12 protein-coding genes and 1 pseudogene are annotated in these 16227 nt (G+C 72.7%); all 13 read right to left on the reverse strand.

Annotated elements, in window-relative coordinates; genetic code table 11:
• Positions 1-164 precede the first annotated feature (164 nt).
• Entirely contained in the window at positions 165-908 is a 744-nt protein-coding gene (locus AB0J80_RS07780; protein WP_364701564.1) for a YggS family pyridoxal phosphate-dependent enzyme, read from the reverse strand.
• A 3-nt stretch (positions 909-911) separates the two neighbouring features.
• On the reverse strand, positions 912-2051 hold the full coding sequence (gene ftsZ, locus AB0J80_RS07785; RefSeq protein WP_364701566.1) for a cell division protein FtsZ: 1140 nt from the start codon (positions 2049-2051) through the stop codon (positions 912-914).
• Positions 2052-2345: 294 nt separating this feature from the next.
• Positions 2346-3113 (reverse strand): FtsQ-type POTRA domain-containing protein, encoded by a 768-nt coding sequence (locus AB0J80_RS07790; RefSeq protein ID WP_364701568.1) that lies wholly within the window; start codon positions 3111-3113, stop codon positions 2346-2348.
• A 7-nt stretch (positions 3114-3120) separates the two neighbouring features.
• Entirely contained in the window at positions 3121-4539 is a 1419-nt protein-coding gene (gene murC, locus AB0J80_RS07795; RefSeq protein ID WP_364701570.1) for a UDP-N-acetylmuramate--L-alanine ligase, read from the reverse strand.
• Between the two features lie 28 nt (positions 4540-4567).
• Positions 4568-5677 (reverse strand): undecaprenyldiphospho-muramoylpentapeptide beta-N-acetylglucosaminyltransferase, encoded by a 1110-nt coding sequence (gene murG / locus AB0J80_RS07800; protein ID WP_364701572.1) that lies wholly within the window; start codon positions 5675-5677, stop codon positions 4568-4570.
• The gene (locus AB0J80_RS07805; RefSeq protein WP_364702600.1) at positions 5677-6978 is read right to left on the reverse strand and encodes a putative peptidoglycan glycosyltransferase FtsW; all 1302 of its coding nucleotides are present in this window, start codon (positions 6976-6978) and stop codon (positions 5677-5679) included. Before AB0J80_RS07805 ends, murG begins: the two co-directional genes overlap by 1 nt.
• 189 nt (positions 6979-7167) lie before the next feature.
• Positions 7168-8265: a phospho-N-acetylmuramoyl-pentapeptide-transferase gene (mraY, locus tag AB0J80_RS07810; protein WP_364701574.1), complete on the reverse strand. Its 1098-nt coding sequence runs from the start codon at positions 8263-8265 to the stop codon at positions 7168-7170.
• Positions 8262-9656 carry a UDP-N-acetylmuramoyl-tripeptide--D-alanyl-D-alanine ligase gene (gene murF / locus AB0J80_RS07815; protein WP_364701576.1) on the reverse strand — a complete coding sequence of 465 codons (1395 nt, stop codon included), beginning with the start codon at positions 9654-9656 and terminating at the stop codon, positions 8262-8264. The genes mraY and murF overlap by 4 nt, the downstream gene beginning before the upstream one ends.
• Complete coding sequence (locus AB0J80_RS07820; protein ID WP_364701578.1) at positions 9653-11167, reverse strand: UDP-N-acetylmuramoyl-L-alanyl-D-glutamate--2,6-diaminopimelate ligase; 1515 nt, start codon at positions 11165-11167, stop codon at positions 9653-9655. Before AB0J80_RS07820 ends, murF begins: the two co-directional genes overlap by 4 nt.
• A gap of 55 nt (positions 11168-11222) precedes the next feature.
• A complete protein-coding gene (locus AB0J80_RS07825; protein WP_364701581.1) occupies positions 11223-13763 on the reverse strand; it encodes a penicillin-binding transpeptidase domain-containing protein in 2541 nt (846 codons plus the stop codon).
• A 175-nt stretch (positions 13764-13938) separates the two neighbouring features.
• Positions 13939-14442: pseudogene (locus tag AB0J80_RS07830) on the reverse strand (hypothetical protein); the annotation flags it as partial.
• Positions 14443-14450: 8 nt separating this feature from the next.
• Complete coding sequence (rsmH, locus tag AB0J80_RS07835) at positions 14451-15518, reverse strand: 16S rRNA (cytosine(1402)-N(4))-methyltransferase RsmH (RefSeq protein WP_364701584.1); 1068 nt, start codon at positions 15516-15518, stop codon at positions 14451-14453.
• Between the two features lie 232 nt (positions 15519-15750).
• Positions 15751-16182, reverse strand: coding sequence for a division/cell wall cluster transcriptional repressor MraZ (gene mraZ / locus AB0J80_RS07840; protein WP_041833368.1), 432 nt, complete (start codon positions 16180-16182; stop codon positions 15751-15753).
• Between the last annotated feature and the right edge of the window lie 45 nt (positions 16183-16227).

Genomic DNA, 16227 nt, shown 5'->3' on the forward strand with positions numbered 1-16227 from the left:
GCGGCCCACTCCCCCGGGCGTGCCGCTTCCCCCCTTGCACGGATTCCGTGATCTTCAAACCTTCGGACCCCGGCGCCCGCTAACGACGCTGCGTCGTCGGACGCGGCGTCATACGAGCACGTCGCGCTAAACAACACCTATGTAGTTTGCTGCCCGCCGCAAGGCTACCGCAGCGGGTTTCGCATCCCGAGTAAAGAAGTGCCGATCCGTACGTGTGTCGCCCCGTGCCGGACGGCCTGCTCAAGGTCGTTGCTCATGCCCGCCGACAGCACCGTCGCGTCCGGATGGTCGGCCCGCAGCCGTTCCGCGGTGGCGGCCAACGACTCGAAGGCCCGGCCCGGCTCCCAGTCACGCGGGGCCACGGCCATCAGGCCCCGCAGGCGCAGCGATCCCGAAGCCGCCACGGCCTCGGCGATGCGTCCGAGATCACGTTCCGGATCGGACGGCGACGCCGTGGTGACCGGGTCGATCGCCCCGCCCCGCGCCGGGTCACCGTCGATGCTGACCTGGATCAGGACGTCCAGCGGCGCGTTCCGGTGCCGGCCGGCGGCGGCGTCCAGTGCGGACGCCAGCCGCAGCGAGTCCACCGACTCCACCACGTCGGCGTACCGCACCACCGACTTCGCCTTGTTGCGTTGCAGCTGCCCGACGAAGTGCCACCGGACCGCCGCCCCCGCCGAAGCCACCGAGGCCGCCTTCGCCGCGGCCTCCTGGTCCTTGTTCTCCCCGACGTCGGTGACGCCGAGCCCGGCCAGCAGCACGACGTCCTCGGCCGGGTACGTCTTGGTGACCGCGACCAGCTCTACGCTGCCCTCGTCACGTCCCGCCGCCGAACAGGCGCGCGCGATCCGCCGGCGTACCTCGACCAGCGAGGCTGCCAGCTGGGCGCGGCGCGCCTGGTCCGGCAAACGTCAGGAGCCGTTCTTGAGGAAGTCCGGCACGTCGACGTCGTCGAACAGCACCCGGCGCGGCGGCGGGGTGGTCGCGGCGGGCGGGGTCACCGCCGCCGGGCTCACCGGCGCGGGCACGCTGGGCGTGACCGCGGGCGGCGCCGTCGGCTGCTGGACGACCTTGCGGGCCGGCTCGGACGGCTTGTAGGAGGGCGTACCTCCGTCGAAGCCGGCGGCGATCACGGTGACCCGGACCTCGTCGCCGAGCGCGTCGTCGATGACCGCGCCGAAGATGATGTTGGCGTCGGGGTGCGCCGCGTCGGTGACCAGCTGCGCCGCGTCGTTGATCTCGAACAGGCCCAGGTCGGAGCCGCCGGCGATGGAGAGCAGCACGCCGCGGGCGCCGTCCATGCTCTGCTCGAGCAGCGGGCTGGAGATCGCCTTCTCGGCCGCCTCGACCGCGCGGTTGTCGCCGCGGGCACTGCCGATGCCCATCAGGGCGCTGCCCGCGCCGCTCATGACGCTCTTGACGTCGGCGAAGTCCAGGTTGATCAGACCCGGCGTGGTGATCAGGTCGGTGATGCCCTGGACGCCGGAGAGCAGCACCTGGTCGGCCTGGCGGAACGCGTCCATCATGCTGATGCCGCGGTCGCCGAGGGCCAGCAGCCGGTCGTTCGGGATCACGATGAGCGTGTCGCACTGGTTGCGCAGCTCGTCGATGCCGGACTCGGCCTGCACCTGGCGGCGCTTGCCCTCGAACGAGAACGGGCGCGTCACCACGCCGATGGTCAGGGCGCCCAGCTTGCGGGCGATGTTCGCGACCACGGGCGCGCCGCCCGTACCGGTGCCGCCGCCCTCGCCGCAGGTCACGAAGACCATGTCGGCGCCCTTGAGCACCTCCTCGATCTCGTCGCGGTGGTCCTCGGCGGCGTTCTTGCCGACCTCGGGCTGCGCGCCGGCGCCGAGCCCGCGGGTCAGCTCGCGGCCGACGTCGAGCTTGACGTCGGCGTCGGACATCAGCAGCGCCTGGGCATCGGTGTTGATCGCGATGAACTCGACTCCCTTGAGCCCTACCTCGATCATGCGGTTCACGGCGTTCACGCCGCCGCCACCGATGCCGACGACCTTGATGACCGCCAGATAGTTGTGCGGAGGTGTCATCGGGCTCAGCCTTCCCTTCCAGGGTTGGCGGACGTCGAGGCCCCAGCGGTCCGGCCAAGGAACCGCCATCGACGTCCGCTCCGTACAAGGGAGGGCGAGGAGAACCCTCACCCTCTACTAGAGGCTTAGAGCTATGTCAACTACTGAACCTCTCGAGGCAACGTAAGCGGACGTGTCGCCCGATCCAAGGACCAACGCGGCGTGTCGGCGTCCGCTGATGAGGCGACTATCCGACTCAGCCGTAACCTCGAACCTAATGCGCCGTTTGGCGTGTCTTGTCCGGTTGGCAGGCGGTCAGCGGATCGTCACGACCGTCGGCGCGCTGACGTCGATCGTGTCGCCCTTGCGCGCCAGCAGCGCCGTCGCCACCTGAGCCTTCCGCTCGCTCTGCGTCTCGTCGCCCCAGATGATCGTCCGGTGCTTGCGCAACCCCAGACTCACCTGCGCGGGCGCCGGCACCGAGACGGACACGAGCTGCTCGCGCAGCTCGGCGGTCAGCGACGAGAGCACCACCAGCGCCGACCGGGTGTTGACGTCCTCCGGTCCGGGCGCCGCGAGCTTCGCCACGGGCAGGCCGGAGGGCCGGTCCGCAACCGTGCGGAAGGCGACACCCTGCGCGTCGATGAGCGAGAACTCCTTGCCCGCGGGCACGGCGGCCACCGGCGTACGCTCCACGACCTGCACCTCCACGGTGCCCGGCCAGCTGCGCGACACGATCGCCCGCTCGACGGCCGGCAGGGCCTGCACCCGGTCCCGGATCGCGTCCACGTCGACCCGGGCGAGCGGCTCGCTCATCCGCACGGCAGCGGCCTGCTCCACCTGCGACGTGGTGAGCGTGTCGGTGCCCACCACCCGGACGTCCCGGACGCCGAGCACCGAGGTGCCGTACACGGTCCACACCAGGGCGCCCACCACCAGCAGGGCGCCGAGGCCGACCGCCCAGGGCAGCGCCGCCCGGAGCCGGCGCTGCCGGGCGCGGGCCATGAACCGCCGCACCGACGGCGGCACCGCGTCGGTGTCCGCCCGTACCAGCCGCCAGTTGCGCCCGCCCCCGTCGCTCACCGCCGGCTCAGCTCTCCGCCAGCGCGGCCAGCAGCTCGTCGCCCATCAGCGAGATCGGCGGCGCGCCCATGGTCACCACCACGTCGCCGGGGCGGCTGCGGCGGACCACCTCGGCCGGCACGTCCTCCCACGACGGCACGAAGACCTTGCGGTCGGCAGGCAGGTCGACGGCCGCGGTGAGCGCGACGCCGCCCTCCCCCGGGCCGCGGGTCTCGCCCGGGCCGAAGACCTCCATGACGATCACCTCATCGGCGATCGCCAGTCCCTCGGCGAGCTCGGCCTGCAGGTCCCGCGTCCGGTAGACCCGGTACGGCTGGAACACCACGACCAGCCGCCCGTCGCCGGCGACCTCCCGCAGGGTGCGCAGCGCCGCCTTGACCGAGGTGGGGTGGTACGCGTACTCGTCGTAGACCCGGACCCCGGCGACCGTTCCCTTGCGCTCGAACCGCCGCCGGACGCCCGGGAACGAGCCCAGCGCCTCGGTGATCTTGTCGAGCGGCAGCCCCAGCCGCAGCGCGGTCAGCACGGCGGCGGCGCTGTTCAGCCCCATGTGCCGGCCGGGCAGCGCGAGCGCGATCTCGCCCAGCGGCTTGCCGTCGAGGGTGGCCTGGTAGCGCACGCCCTGCACGGAGGAGACGACGTCGGTGAGGCGGAGGTCGGCGCCCTCGCTCTCGCCGTACGTGTAGACGGTCCTGCCCTTGGCGCGCAGCGCCGCGATGAGGTCCTGCACGCCCTCGTCGTCGGCGCAGGTGACCACGAACCCGTCCGGGTCGGCGAGCTCGGCGAACTCCAGGAAGCCCGCCTTGAGCCCCTCGAGGTCGCCCCAGTTGTTGAGGTGGTCGCCCTCGATGTTGGTGACGATCGCGACGTGCGGGCGGTAGACCAGGAACGACTTGTCGCTCTCGTCGGCCTCGGCCACGAAGTACGAGCCGGAGCCGTGGTGGCCGTTGGAGCCGGCCGCCGAGATCTCCCCGCCGATGACGAACGACGGGTCCTCCCCGGCGTGCTGCAGGATCACGGTCATGATCGACGTCGTGGTGGTCTTGCCGTGGGTGCCGGCCACCGCGATCGTGCGGCGCCCGGTCATCGCCGCGGCCAGTGCCTCGGAGCGGTGCAGCACCCGCAGGCCGCGCCGGCGCGCCTCGACGATCTCCACGTGGTCCTGCGGGATCGCGGTGGAGTAGACGACCGTGTCGACGCCGTCGAGGTTGGCCGGCTCGTGGGCCATGTGCACCGTGCCGCCGAGCGCCCGCAGCGCCGCCAGGGCCGGCCACTCGCGCAGCTCGCTGCCGGAGACGGGCACGCCGCGGGTCAGCAGCAGGCGGGCCAGGCCGCCCATGCCGACGCCGCCGATGCCGATGAGGTGGACGGTGCCCAGGTCCTCGGCGGTCAGCCCGCCGGCCGGCTTCAGCTCCGCGGTGCTCACGCGGTCACTCCCCTAGTCGCAGAAACGTTCATCGGCGGGCGACCGCCTCACACACGAAGTCCAGCAGCGCCTCGTCGCCGTCGCGGCGGCCGTACGCGCCCGCCGCCCGGCCCATCGCCGCGAGCCGCTGCGGGTCACGGGCGAGCGGGATGACCGTACGCTCGATCCACTCCGGAGTCAGCTCGGCATTGTCCACCAGCAGCCCGCCACCCGACTCGACGACCGGCAGCGCGTTGCGCTTCTGCTCCTGGTTGCTGTGCGGGTACGGCACGTAGATGGCCGGCATGCCGATCGCCGTGGTCTCGGCGACCGTGATCGCCCCGCCGCGGCAGAGCATGAGGTCGGCGGCGGCATAGCCGAGCTGCATGTCCGACAGGTACGGCACCACGACATACGGCACCGGCAGGTCGCTGGGCACCTCGAACGGGTCGTTGCGCCCGCCCTGCACGTGCAGCACCTGGATGCCGGCGTGGGTGATCTTCTTGGCCGCCTCCGCCACCGCGAGGTTGATGGTCCGGGCGCCGGACGACCCGCCGGAGACGAACAGCACCGGCAGGTCGGGGCGGAGACCGAAGTGGTGCAGGGCCTGCGGGCGCAGCGCGGCGCGGTCCATCCGGGCGATCGCCGTACGCAGCGGCACACCCACCACCTTGGCGTCGCGCAGCGACTCGGCGGCCTTCGGCTGGCTGGGGAAGCCGACGGCGACGTTCTTGGTGAACTTCATGCCCATCCGGTTGGCCACGCCCGGCGGCACGTTCACCTCGTGGATGACGATGGGCAGCTCGCGCCGCCACGCCGCCAGGTACGCCGGCACCGACACGTACCCGCCGAAGCCGACCACCACGTCGGCCTGGACCTCGTCGATGATCTTCCCAGCGGCGGCCGCGGACTTGTACATCCGGTCGGGCGTGCGCAGCAGGTTGAGGTTGATCGAACGCGGCAGCTGGAACGCCGGGATCACCCGCAGGTCGTAGCCGGCCGGCGGGATGAGGTCGTTCTCCATCCCCTTCGGGCTGCCCAGCGTGGTGATGCGCACCTCGGGGTAGTGCCGGCGCAGCGCGTCGGCGAAGGCGAGCAGCGGATAGATGTGACCGCCGGTGCCTCCTCCGGCAAGCACGACGGACCGCAGCACAGCCATCACCTTCTCCCAACACCCCCTTTGCCAGCGGGCCGCCGCGGCGGGGGGAGCGGCGGCAGCGGGGCCCACACTAGTCGCACCCACCGAGCGGGCGGACGGGCGTGCAGGGCTCGTGCCGCATCGGGTTCCGCGCGGGCGAAGGAGGCGAGGATGCCGACCCCGGCCATCGTCACGACCAGGGCGCTGCCGCCTGCGGAGATGAGCGGCAGCGGCACGCCGGTCAGCGGCAGCAGGCCGATCACGCCGCCCATGTTGATGACCGCCTGCGCGACCAGCCAGGTGGTGATGCCGGTCGCGGCCAGGCGGCGGAACGGGTCGTCGACGCGCCGGGCGATCCGGAAGCCCGTGTACGCCAGCACGGCGAACAGCACCGCGATCACCATGCAGCCGACGACACCGAGCTCCTCGGCGACCACGGCGTAGATGAAGTCGTTGTCGGCGGCCGGCAGCCAGTTCCACTTCAGGGCGCCCTTGCCGAGGCCGACGCCGAACCAGCCGCCCTCGTAGATCGCCGAACGGGCCTGCAGGATCTGGTAGCACAGGTCGGCGGCGCAGTCCTTGGGCTCGCTCAGCCAGGTGGTGATGCGCAGCAGGCGGTAGTTGGGTTCGCCCTGCGTACCGGATCCGGCGCCGCGGGAGGCCGCCGCGATCAGCAGGCCGATGCCGGAGAGGCCCAGCACGCCGAGGGCGGCGAAGACCCGGGTACGCACACCGGCGGCCCACAGCAGCCCGACGATCAGCGCCAGCACCACCAGCATGGTCCCGAGGTCGTTGTAGCCGACCAGGACGAAGAGCAGGCCGATGATCGGGAACATGGGCATCGACAGCTCGCGCCAGTAGCCGAGGTCGGCGCCCTTGCGCGCGATGATGTCCGCGCCCCACAGCACGACGCCGATCTTGACGAACTCGGACGGCTGGAGACCGACCGGGCCGATGTAGAGCCAGAGCAGGTTGGCGCGCAGCGGCCCGAGCGACACGCTGCCGTCCTGCGCGATGTGCAGGATGCCGACGGCGCCCATGGCCTGGAGCAGATCCAGGATGCCCAGCAGCACGACGGCGCCGCCGAGGATGTAGACGCCGAAGAAGCGCAGCGTGGTCGCGGGCAGGCGCTGGCACACCCAGAAGCCGACCAGGCCCAGGACCGCGAAGACCAGCTGGTTGCGCACGGCGGTGAAGGCGCTGCCGTCCTCCGCGTACGCCTTGACGCTGGTCGCCGAGAACACCATGGTCAGGCCGATGAGCAGCAGCAGGCCGGAGCCGGCGATCAGCAGGTAGTACGAGGACAGCGGCCGGGCCAGCATCCCGTGCACACCCGGCAGCAGCTGCTGGCTGAGCGTTCTCGGGCGTACCGGTGGCGGCGCGGGCTGCACGGTCGCCGCCGGCGACACGGTGACCGTGGTCCGGGCCTCAGGCTTGTCCTCCCCCATGCCCCCATCATGGTGGCGCGACACGCCACGCCTCGCGTTCCCCCGTGGCGTGTCGCGGGAGATCTATCCCATGACGCGCAGGAAGTCGCTGTAGAAGAGGCCGAGGCCGATCGCGACGCAGATGCCGGCGACGATCCAGAAGCGGACCACGATGTTGACCTCGCTCCAGCCGGCCAGCTCGAAGTGGTGCTGCAGCGGCGACATCCGGAAGACACGCTTGCCGGTGGTCTTGAACGAGATGATCTGGATCACGACGGACATCGTGATGATGACGAACAGGCCGCCGATGATGATCGACAGCAGCGTCGTCCGGGTCGCGATCGCCAGGCCGCCGATCAGGCCGCCCAGGCCCAGCGCGCCGGTGTCACCCATGAAGATCCGCGCCGGTGACGTGTTCCACCACAGGAACCCGACACAGGCGCCGGCCGCCGCCGCCGCGATCAGGGCGATCTCCAGGGGGTCGCGCACCTGGTAGCAGTAGTCACCCGTGTACGCCGGGTCGCCGCACCAGTGGCGGTACTGCCAGAAGCCGATCAGCGCGTACGCCCCCAGCACCAGGATGGAGGCGCCGGTCGCCAGGCCGTCGAGGCCGTCGGTCAGGTTCACGCCGTTCGACATCGACATGATGACGAAGACGAACACGATGACCGAGCCGACCTTGCCGACGTCGAGGAAGCTGATGTCGCGGATGAACGAGATGTGCTCGCTCGCCACCGTCTGCCCGTTGGTGCTGGTCACATAGAGCGCCGCGACACCGAGACCGCCGCCGACCAGCAGCTGGCCGAGCAGCTTGCCCTTGGCGCTCAGGCCGCCCGAGTGCCGCTTGCGCACCTTGAGGAAGTCGTCGAGGAAGCCGACCGCGCCGCAGAAGACGAACAGCCCGAGCAGCACCAGCGCCGTCATCGTCGGCTTCACCTGGGCGATCTGCCCCGGCGGCAGCGTGGTCAGCGCCACATGGCCGGCCACGTACGCGAGCACCGTCGCCACGACGAACGCGACACCGCCCATCGTGGGCGTGCCCTTCTTGCCCTGGTGGCTGGCCGGCCCGACCGCGCGGATCGGCTGACCGGCCTTGAGCGCGGTGAACACGCGGATGGCGACCGGGGTGCCGAACAGCGAGATGATGAACGCGACCGCGGCCGCGACGATGACTGCCCTCACGGGCTTACCTCCTCGGCGGCCGAATCCGCGCGCAGCGCATCGGCCACCTCCCACGTGCGGTACCGCGATCCCTTCACCAGCACCACGTCGCCCGGGCGCAGGTCCCCGGTCACCGCGGCGATGGCGGCCGCCTGGTCGGCGGCGGCGATCGGCTCACCCTTCCAGTCCGGTACGGACGCAGCACCGTCCAGCACCGGCGTGGCCTGTGCGACGGCCACCAGCCGGTCCACGCCCAGCTCGGCCGCGAGGCGCCCGACGTCCTCGTGCCCGGACGTCTCGTACTCGCCCAGCTCGGCCATGTAGCCCAGCACCGCGATCGTGCGCCGCCCCTCCCCCAGGGCCGCCAGCGCGCGCAGGGCCGCGGCGGTCGAGGACGGGTTGGCGTTGTACGAGTCGTCGATCACCGTCACGCCGTCCGGGCGGTCGAAGACGTCCATCCGCCGGCTCGACACGATGCCCACCTCGCCCAGCGCGGCGGCGACGTCCGCGACCGGCATCCCGGCCTCGAGCGCCACGGCCGCGGCGGCGAGCGTGTTGGCGACCTGGTGGCGGCCGGTCACGGCGAGGCGTACGGGCGCACTCCCGGCCTCCGTGACCAGCGTGTAGGCCGCACGTCCCCGCTCGTCCAGGGTCACGTCGGCGGCCCGGATGCCGGCCTGTTCCGCCTCGCCCACCAGCATCACCCGGGCCTGCGTACGCGACGCCATCGCGGACACCAGCGGATCGTCGGCGTTGAGCACCGCCAGCCCCTCGGCCGGCAGGCTCTCCACCAGCTCACCCTTGGCCCGCGCGGTGCCCTCCACCGACCCGAACTCACCGATGTGCGCGGCGCCCACGTTGAGCACCACGCCGATCCGCGGGGCGGCGATGCCGGTCAGGTGCGCGATGTGCCCGATGCCGCGGGCGCCCATCTCCAGCACGAGGAACCGGGTCTCCGTGGTCGCCTTCAGCACCGTGTACGGGAAGCCGAGCTCGTTGTTCAGCGACCCGGCCGGCGCCACCGTCGGCCCGAGCCGGGTGAGCAGCTGCCCGATGTAGTCCTTGGTCGTGGTCTTGCCCGACGAGCCGGTGAGCCCCACGACGGTCAGCTCCCGCAGCCGGCCGACCACCACGTGCGCGAGCTTCGCCAGCGCCTCCAGCGGGTCGGCGACCACGACGCCCGGCTGCCCGGTGTCGCGGGAGCCGAGCACTCCGGCCGCGCCGGCCTCGACCGCGGCGGCCGCGTAGTCGTGCCCGTCGACCTTCTCGCCCGCGAACGCGACGAACAGGCCGCCGGGCAGCAGGGCGCGGGAGTCGTACTCGACCGGCCCGGTGACGGTCGCGGCCGGGTCGGCGTTGACGAGACGCCCCCCGGTCACCGCGGCGATCTCGTCCAGCGTCATGCGGATCAAGCGGCACCACCCTCGCGCGCGGCCAGTGCGGCGGCGAGCTCGATCCGGTCGTCGAACGGCAGCACCTCGCCGTGCACCTCCTGGCCCCGCTCATGTCCCTTGCCGAGGACGGCCACGACGTCGCCGGGACCGGCCAGCCGTACCGCCTCGTCGATGGCGGCCCGGCGGCCCGCCACCTCGATGATCTTCGCCGGCGTCCCGGCCTGCTCCGCGCCCTGCCGGACCGCGGCGCGCACGGCGGCCGGGTCCTCGGTGCGCGGGTTGTCGTCGGTCACGACGACGAGGTCGGCGCCGCGCGCGGCGGCCGCACCCATCGTCGGCCGCTTGCCCCTGTCCCGGTCCCCGCCGGCGCCGATGACGCACAGCAGGTGTCCGTGACGGGCGGTGGCCAGCTCGCGCAGGGCGGCCAGCGCCGCCACGATCGCGTCCGCCTTGTGCGCGTAGTCGACGACGCCCAGCACGTCGCCCGGCGACGCCACCCGTTCCAGCCGGCCGGGAACGCCGGGGCAGGCGGCGATGCCGTCGGCGGCGACCTGGGCGTCGATGCCGGCCGCGACCAGCGAGGCGAGGGCGAGCAGCGCGTTCGCGACGTTGTGCCGCCCGGGGAGCGCCACCCCGGCCCGGACGTCGCCGCCGGGGCCGTGCGCGGTGAAACGCTGGCCGAAGGCGTCGCCGCTGATGCCGGACGCCGACCAGGTGGCGGCGCTGTCCCCGGCCGCGGAGTAGCTGAGGGTGGCCGGCTTGAACAGCGGCTTCAGCGCGGGGTCGTCGGCGTTGAGCACCTCGAACCGGCAGCGGCCGTCGAACAGCTTCGCCTTGGCCGCGAAGTAGTCCTCGACGTCGGCGTGGAAGTCCAGGTGGTCGAGCCCGAAGTTGGTGTACCCGCCGACGGTGAAGCGGACGCCGCCCACGCGGCCCATGGCGAGCGCGTGGCTGGACACCTCCATCACCACCGCGCTCACCCCGCGCTCGACCGCGGTGGCCAGCATGGCGTGCAGGTCGGTGGCCTCGGGAGTGGTGCGGGCGCTGCCGACCACGAGGTCGCCGAGGCGCGTCTCCACCGTGCCGATCAGCCCGGTGGTCAGCCCGGCCGCCCGCAGCCCGGACTCCACCAGGTACGCGGTGCTGGTCTTGCCGGCGGTGCCGGTCAGGCCGATCATGGTCAGCTTCGCGGTCGGGTCGCCGTACACGGCCGAGGCGACCACGCCCAGCACCGCACGCGGGTCCGGCACGACGAGCACGGGCAGCCCCGCGGCGACGGCGGCGTCGCGCCCGGCCGGGTCGGTCAGGACGGCGACGGCGCCCGCCTCGGCGGCGGCACCGACGAACTCGGCACCGTGCCGGCGGGCGCCGGGCAGCGCGGCGTAGAGATCGCCGGGCCGCACGTCGCCGCTGGCGTGGGTGACGCCGGTGACCTCGGCGTCCTCACCCACGACCTGGGCGCCGGCCGGCGCCGCGAGGTCGCTCAGCCGCGACGGCCGGAGGGTCTGGGGACGGGGAATGCCGGACACGGCGTCAGACCCTACCCGGTGTCGGCGACCCGGCTGCGCACGCCATCCGCGTGGCTCAGTCCTTCCACGCGAACGTCGGCGGCTTGGTACCGGACGGTGGCACGCGGTAACGCAACAGGGCGTCGCCCATCATCTTGCTGAACGCCGGCGCGGCCACCTCGCCGCCGGTGCCGTTGGGCACGTCGGCGAAGACACCGATGACGAAGCGCGGCTTCTCGGCCGGCGCCATGCCGATGAACGAGCCGGCGTTGTGGCTGGTGTACTTCCCGTCGACCAGCATCTTGCCGGTGCCGGTCTTGCCGGACACGCGGTAGCCCTCGACCTTGGCCGCGGTGCCGGTGGCGCCCTTGGCGTCGACGACGGCCTCCATCATCTCGCGCAGGTCCCGTGCCACCTGCGTGTCGAGCACCCGGTGCGTCTCCGGCGGTGCGGACGGCGTCACCGTGCCGTCGCGACCCGAGATGGTGCTCTTGATCAGGTGCGGCTGGATGTACACGCCGTCGTTGGCGATCGCGCCGTAGCCGGCCACCATCTGCAGCAGGGTCGCATCGACGCTGTGCCCGATCGGCACCGAGCCGTACGCCGACCCGCTCCACTCGTCCGGTGCCAGCAGCCGGCCGGACGCCTCGCCGGGCATGCCCTCGTTGGTGGGGCGGCCGAGGCCGAACTTCTGCTGGTACTCGTACAGCTTCTCCTTGCCGAGCTTCTGCCCGATCCGGATCGTGCCGACGTTCGACGAGTACGCCAGCACCTGCGGGATGCTCAGCTTCGTACCCTTCGGGAAGACGTGGTGGTCGACGAAGGGCTCGCCGCCGAGCCGCAGGGCGGGGCCCACGACGATCTCGGAGTTCTTGTCGACGACCCCCTCCTGCATGGCGGCGCCGATGGTGAACGCCTTGTGCGTGGAGCCCGGGTCGGAGATCACACTGGACACCGCGTCGTCGCGCTCGGCCGGCTTGAAGTCGAACGGCTTCTGCGCGTTGTACGGCGGGTAGCTGGCCTGTGCCAGCACCTCGCCGGTCTGCACGTCCAGCACCACGGCGCCGGCGACCGTCGCGTCGACCTTCCTCATGTAGTAGCCGAGGTAGCGCTGCACCTCGAACTGCAGGAACCGGTCGATGGTCAGCTGGATCGAGGAGCCGGGTGCGGCCTGGGTCTCCCGGTGGTAGCCGCCCGGGATCTCCTTGGCGAGGTCGCCGCGGCCGATCTCGTACACCTTCTCGCCGTTGACGCCGCGCAGCAGCTCGTCGTAGCGGGCCTCGATGCCCTCGAGCCCGGTGTGGTCGTCGCCGATGAAGCCGATCAGGTTCGCGGCCAGGTCGGCGCCGGGCACGTCGCGGCGCTCGTCGCGGCGCGACCCGATGCCGGCCAGGTTCAGCTGCTTGATCCTGTCGGCGACCGCGATGTCGACGCCGCGGGCCAGGAACTCGAAGCGGGACTCGCCGCCGCCGGGACGCTTCTTCCTGGTCATCAGCTCGACCAGCTGCGACTGCGGGATGCCGAGCAGCGGCGAGAGCTGGGCGGCCGTCTTGGCCGGGTCCTTGACCAGCACGGGGTCGGCGTAGATGTAGCGCGCCTCGACGCTGTGCGCCAGCACGGCGCCCGAGCGGTCCAGGATGCTGCCACGGGGTGCCGGCAGCACGACCTCGGTGAGGCGGTTCTGCCGCTGCTCCGCCAGGGTGTCCGCGGCGTCCGGCGAGTCCATGACCTGGAGCACGACGAGCCGCACGCCGATCATCACGAACAGCGACAGCGCCAGCACCGTGCCCAGCCGCAACCGCCTGGTGCTGTTGGCCAGCTTCGGCGGCTCGGCCGGCACGACCGGCGCGGGCCGGCGGCTACCGGACCGCGGCGGCGCGGCTGCGGGCCGAACGCCGACGCTTCGTCGTGGGCCGGGCGCTGCGGCGACCCTGCGGTCCCGGCCGGGCCGGCCCGCTTCGGTACGCCCGGAGCCGGCGCGCCGCGGATCGGCGGTCGATCGACCGCGCCCGGCCCCCGCGGTCGTGCGTGTCGCACGTGCGGGCTCACCGCGTCCTGCGGGCACCCGGCCGCGCTCCTGCGCCGTCCGGTCGCCGCGTGCCTGCCGTTCCCCGCTCGCCTGATCCCGGCCGCCGCGGCCATCACCCGTCCGGCCCCGCCCGCTGCCGTCCCGGCCCGGCTGATCCCGGCCACTGCCGCCCCGGCCCGCCTGGTCCCGGCCGCCGCGGCCATCACCCGCCCGGCCCCGGCCACGGCTCGGTTCGTCCCGGTCGTTGCGGTCCCGGCCCGGTCGACCCGGAGCCTCGGCACCCGCCTTGCCACGGCGCTGCGGCGGCAGGTCGTCGTCGGTGTCGCGGCGGCGCTCGCGCACCGGCCGGCCACCGTCGAGAACCTGCAGAGACGGCCGGAGCGGATCGACGTTCCGGCCGGTCCGGGGCGACCGGGTGCGCTGGTCACCCTCGCGCACGGTACGCCCGCGCGGGGTGTACGCCCGCGCGGCTCCTATCCCCGCGAAGCCGCCGCCACGCTCCTCGTCGGCGACGGGCTGGTCCTGCGCAGAAGCGCCGCGCCGGGGCTGCTGGCCCCGGCGCGGCGTCTCGTCCGAACGCGGCGTCACCGCGTTACTGCCCTGCGGGAGGCGTACCGGGACCCGGGACGCCGGCGGTGGCAGTGCCGGGCACCGTCGCGGCGTCCCCGGTCACGTCCTGCGTGGTCGCGTCCTGGGTCGCGGTGGCCTTCGCCTTCTCCACCGCGCGCGCCGTCTCGGCCGGGTCCTGCGCGGTCACGGCCGGCTCGCCGCGGCCGGGCTTCGGCACACCGATGATCTTGCCGTCGGGCAGCCGGATGTACGCCGGCGAGTCCGCCTTGACCAGGCCCAGCTGGCGCGCGGCCGCGTCCAGGCTGCCGGGCATGTTCCTGGCGGCGATCTCGTTCTCCAGCGACTGCTGGCGCGCGTCCAGATCGGCCTGCTGCTTCTGCAGCGAGTCCAGCTCGAACGAGTTCTCCGCCGTCTTCGTGTTGATCAGCAGGATGCCCAGCACCCCGGCCACCACGACGCCGACCACCAGCGCGATGAACGGCGCCCGCGGCGCGTTGACCGGCGCGGGCGGCGCGACCCGCAGGCGCGGCGTCGCGACCGTCTCCCGCTGCTGCTCGGAGTTGAGCTTCAGCGCGGTGGTGCCCTGGATCGGGAACTGGCGCGCCCCCCGCGCCGTCCCCTTCGTGCCGGCCGGCGTGCGCCGGCCCTTCTCCGCCCGATCCGCGGTCCGGCCCCCCGACCGCGGCGCGGTGGTCATGCGCTCGCTCAATGCCCCTCCCCCTCCTGGTGTTCCCCCGGGCGTCGCCGCCCTCGTCCCCCGTGCGCGGACATCCGGGGCCGTTCGCGGGCGGCCCCTCGTCCCTGGTCCTGCTCGTCGATCCGTTCCGCCGCGCGCAGCTTCACCGAGGCCGCACGCGGGTTCTCCGCCACCTCAGCCGCCGTGGGCGGCTCCGATCCCCGCGTCAGCAGGCGCAGGGTCGGACCGGTCCCGGGCAGCTCGACCGGCAGATCGACCGGCCCGGTGCTGCGCGCCCTCGCGGCCAGGGCGCGCTTGACGATCCGATCCTCCAACGACTGGTACGACATCACGACCAGGCGCCCCTTCGGCGCCAGGAAGTCCAGAGCGGACGGAACCGCAGCCTCGAGCGCGGCGAGCTCCGCATTTACCTCAATACGTAGCGCCTGAAACGTTCTTTTCGCGGGATTTCCACCCGTTCGCCGCGCGGCGGCCGGGATGGCGTCCCGGACCAGGTCCGCGAGCCGGGCGGAGGACACGATCCGCGCCTTCGCCCGCTCCCGGACGATCGCCGAGACGATGCGCTGCGCGAACTTCTCCTCGCCGTACACCCGCAGGATGCGGACCAGCTCGCCCGGCTCGTAGCCGTTGACGACCTCCTCGGCGGTGATCCCCCGCGACTGGTCCATCCGCATGTCCAGCGGTGCGTCCTTCGCGTACGCGAAGCCCCGGTCCGCCTCGTCGAGCTGCAACGAGGACACTCCGAGGTCGAACAGCCCACTGTGGAACTCGGTGAAGCCGAGCTCCGCGAGGACCGCCGGCAGCTCGTCGTAGACCGCGTGGACCAGGTGGATGCGATCGGCGAAGCGCTGGAGCCGGTGCCGGGAGTGCGCGAGCGCCTCCGGGTCCCGGTCGAGTCCGACGAGGACCACGTCCGGGTGCCGCTCGAGCACGGCCTCGGCGTGCCCGCCCAGGCCCAGCGTGAAGTCGACGTGCACCGCACCGCGACGGTCCAGCGCGGGAGCGAGCAGCTCGAGGCAGCGCTCGAGCAGCACCGGCACGTGCGTGCCGCGAAGCTCCCCCATGTCGACCCCCATCGCCTGCTCTTTCCCGCGCGCCACCCGGCCGCTTGTTCGCGATCGGCGTCCGGTCGTCTTCCGTACCGCCAGATCCCCATCCGCTCGTGCCCGTTGCCATCGGGCGCGCCCCACCGGACACACGCCTGGCGCCGGGGAAGAGGCGCCAGGAGCGGGAGCGGCTGGAGATCTCGCAGTACGGCGGCAGCGACGTCCGGACCACCTCGGCGGCCGGCAGGCAGCTGAGCCGGGCCTACAGTCCGCCGGGCAGCACCCCCTCCTCGATGTCGGCGAAGTCGTCCTCGCTCGCCGAGAGGTACTGCTCCCAGGACTGCTTGTCCCAGATCTCCACCCGCGTGCTCGCACCGATCACCACGAGCTCACGGTCGAGTGCCGCATACTCCCGCAGGTGCCCCGGGATGGTGACCCGGCCCTGCTTGTCGGGGATCTCGTCGTGCGCGCTGGCGAAGAACACCCGGCTGTAGGCCCGGGCGGCCTTGTTGGTGACCGGTTGGTCCCGCAGCTGCCCCGCGATCCGCTGGAACTCCGGCATCGGGAACACGTACAGGCAACGCTCCTGCCCCTTGGTGATCACGACACCTCCCGCCAGCTCGTCCCGGAACTTCGCCGGAAGGATCAGCCGGCCCTTGTCGTCCAGGCGCGGGGTGTGAGTGCCGAGGAACATCGGCCAAACCCCCCTGCCCTGTGGCGGTTTCGCGGTCCGCCGGTT

The organism is Actinoplanes sp. NPDC049548 (assembly GCF_040676695.1).
GTDB lineage: Bacteria > Actinomycetota > Actinomycetes > Mycobacteriales > Micromonosporaceae > Actinoplanes.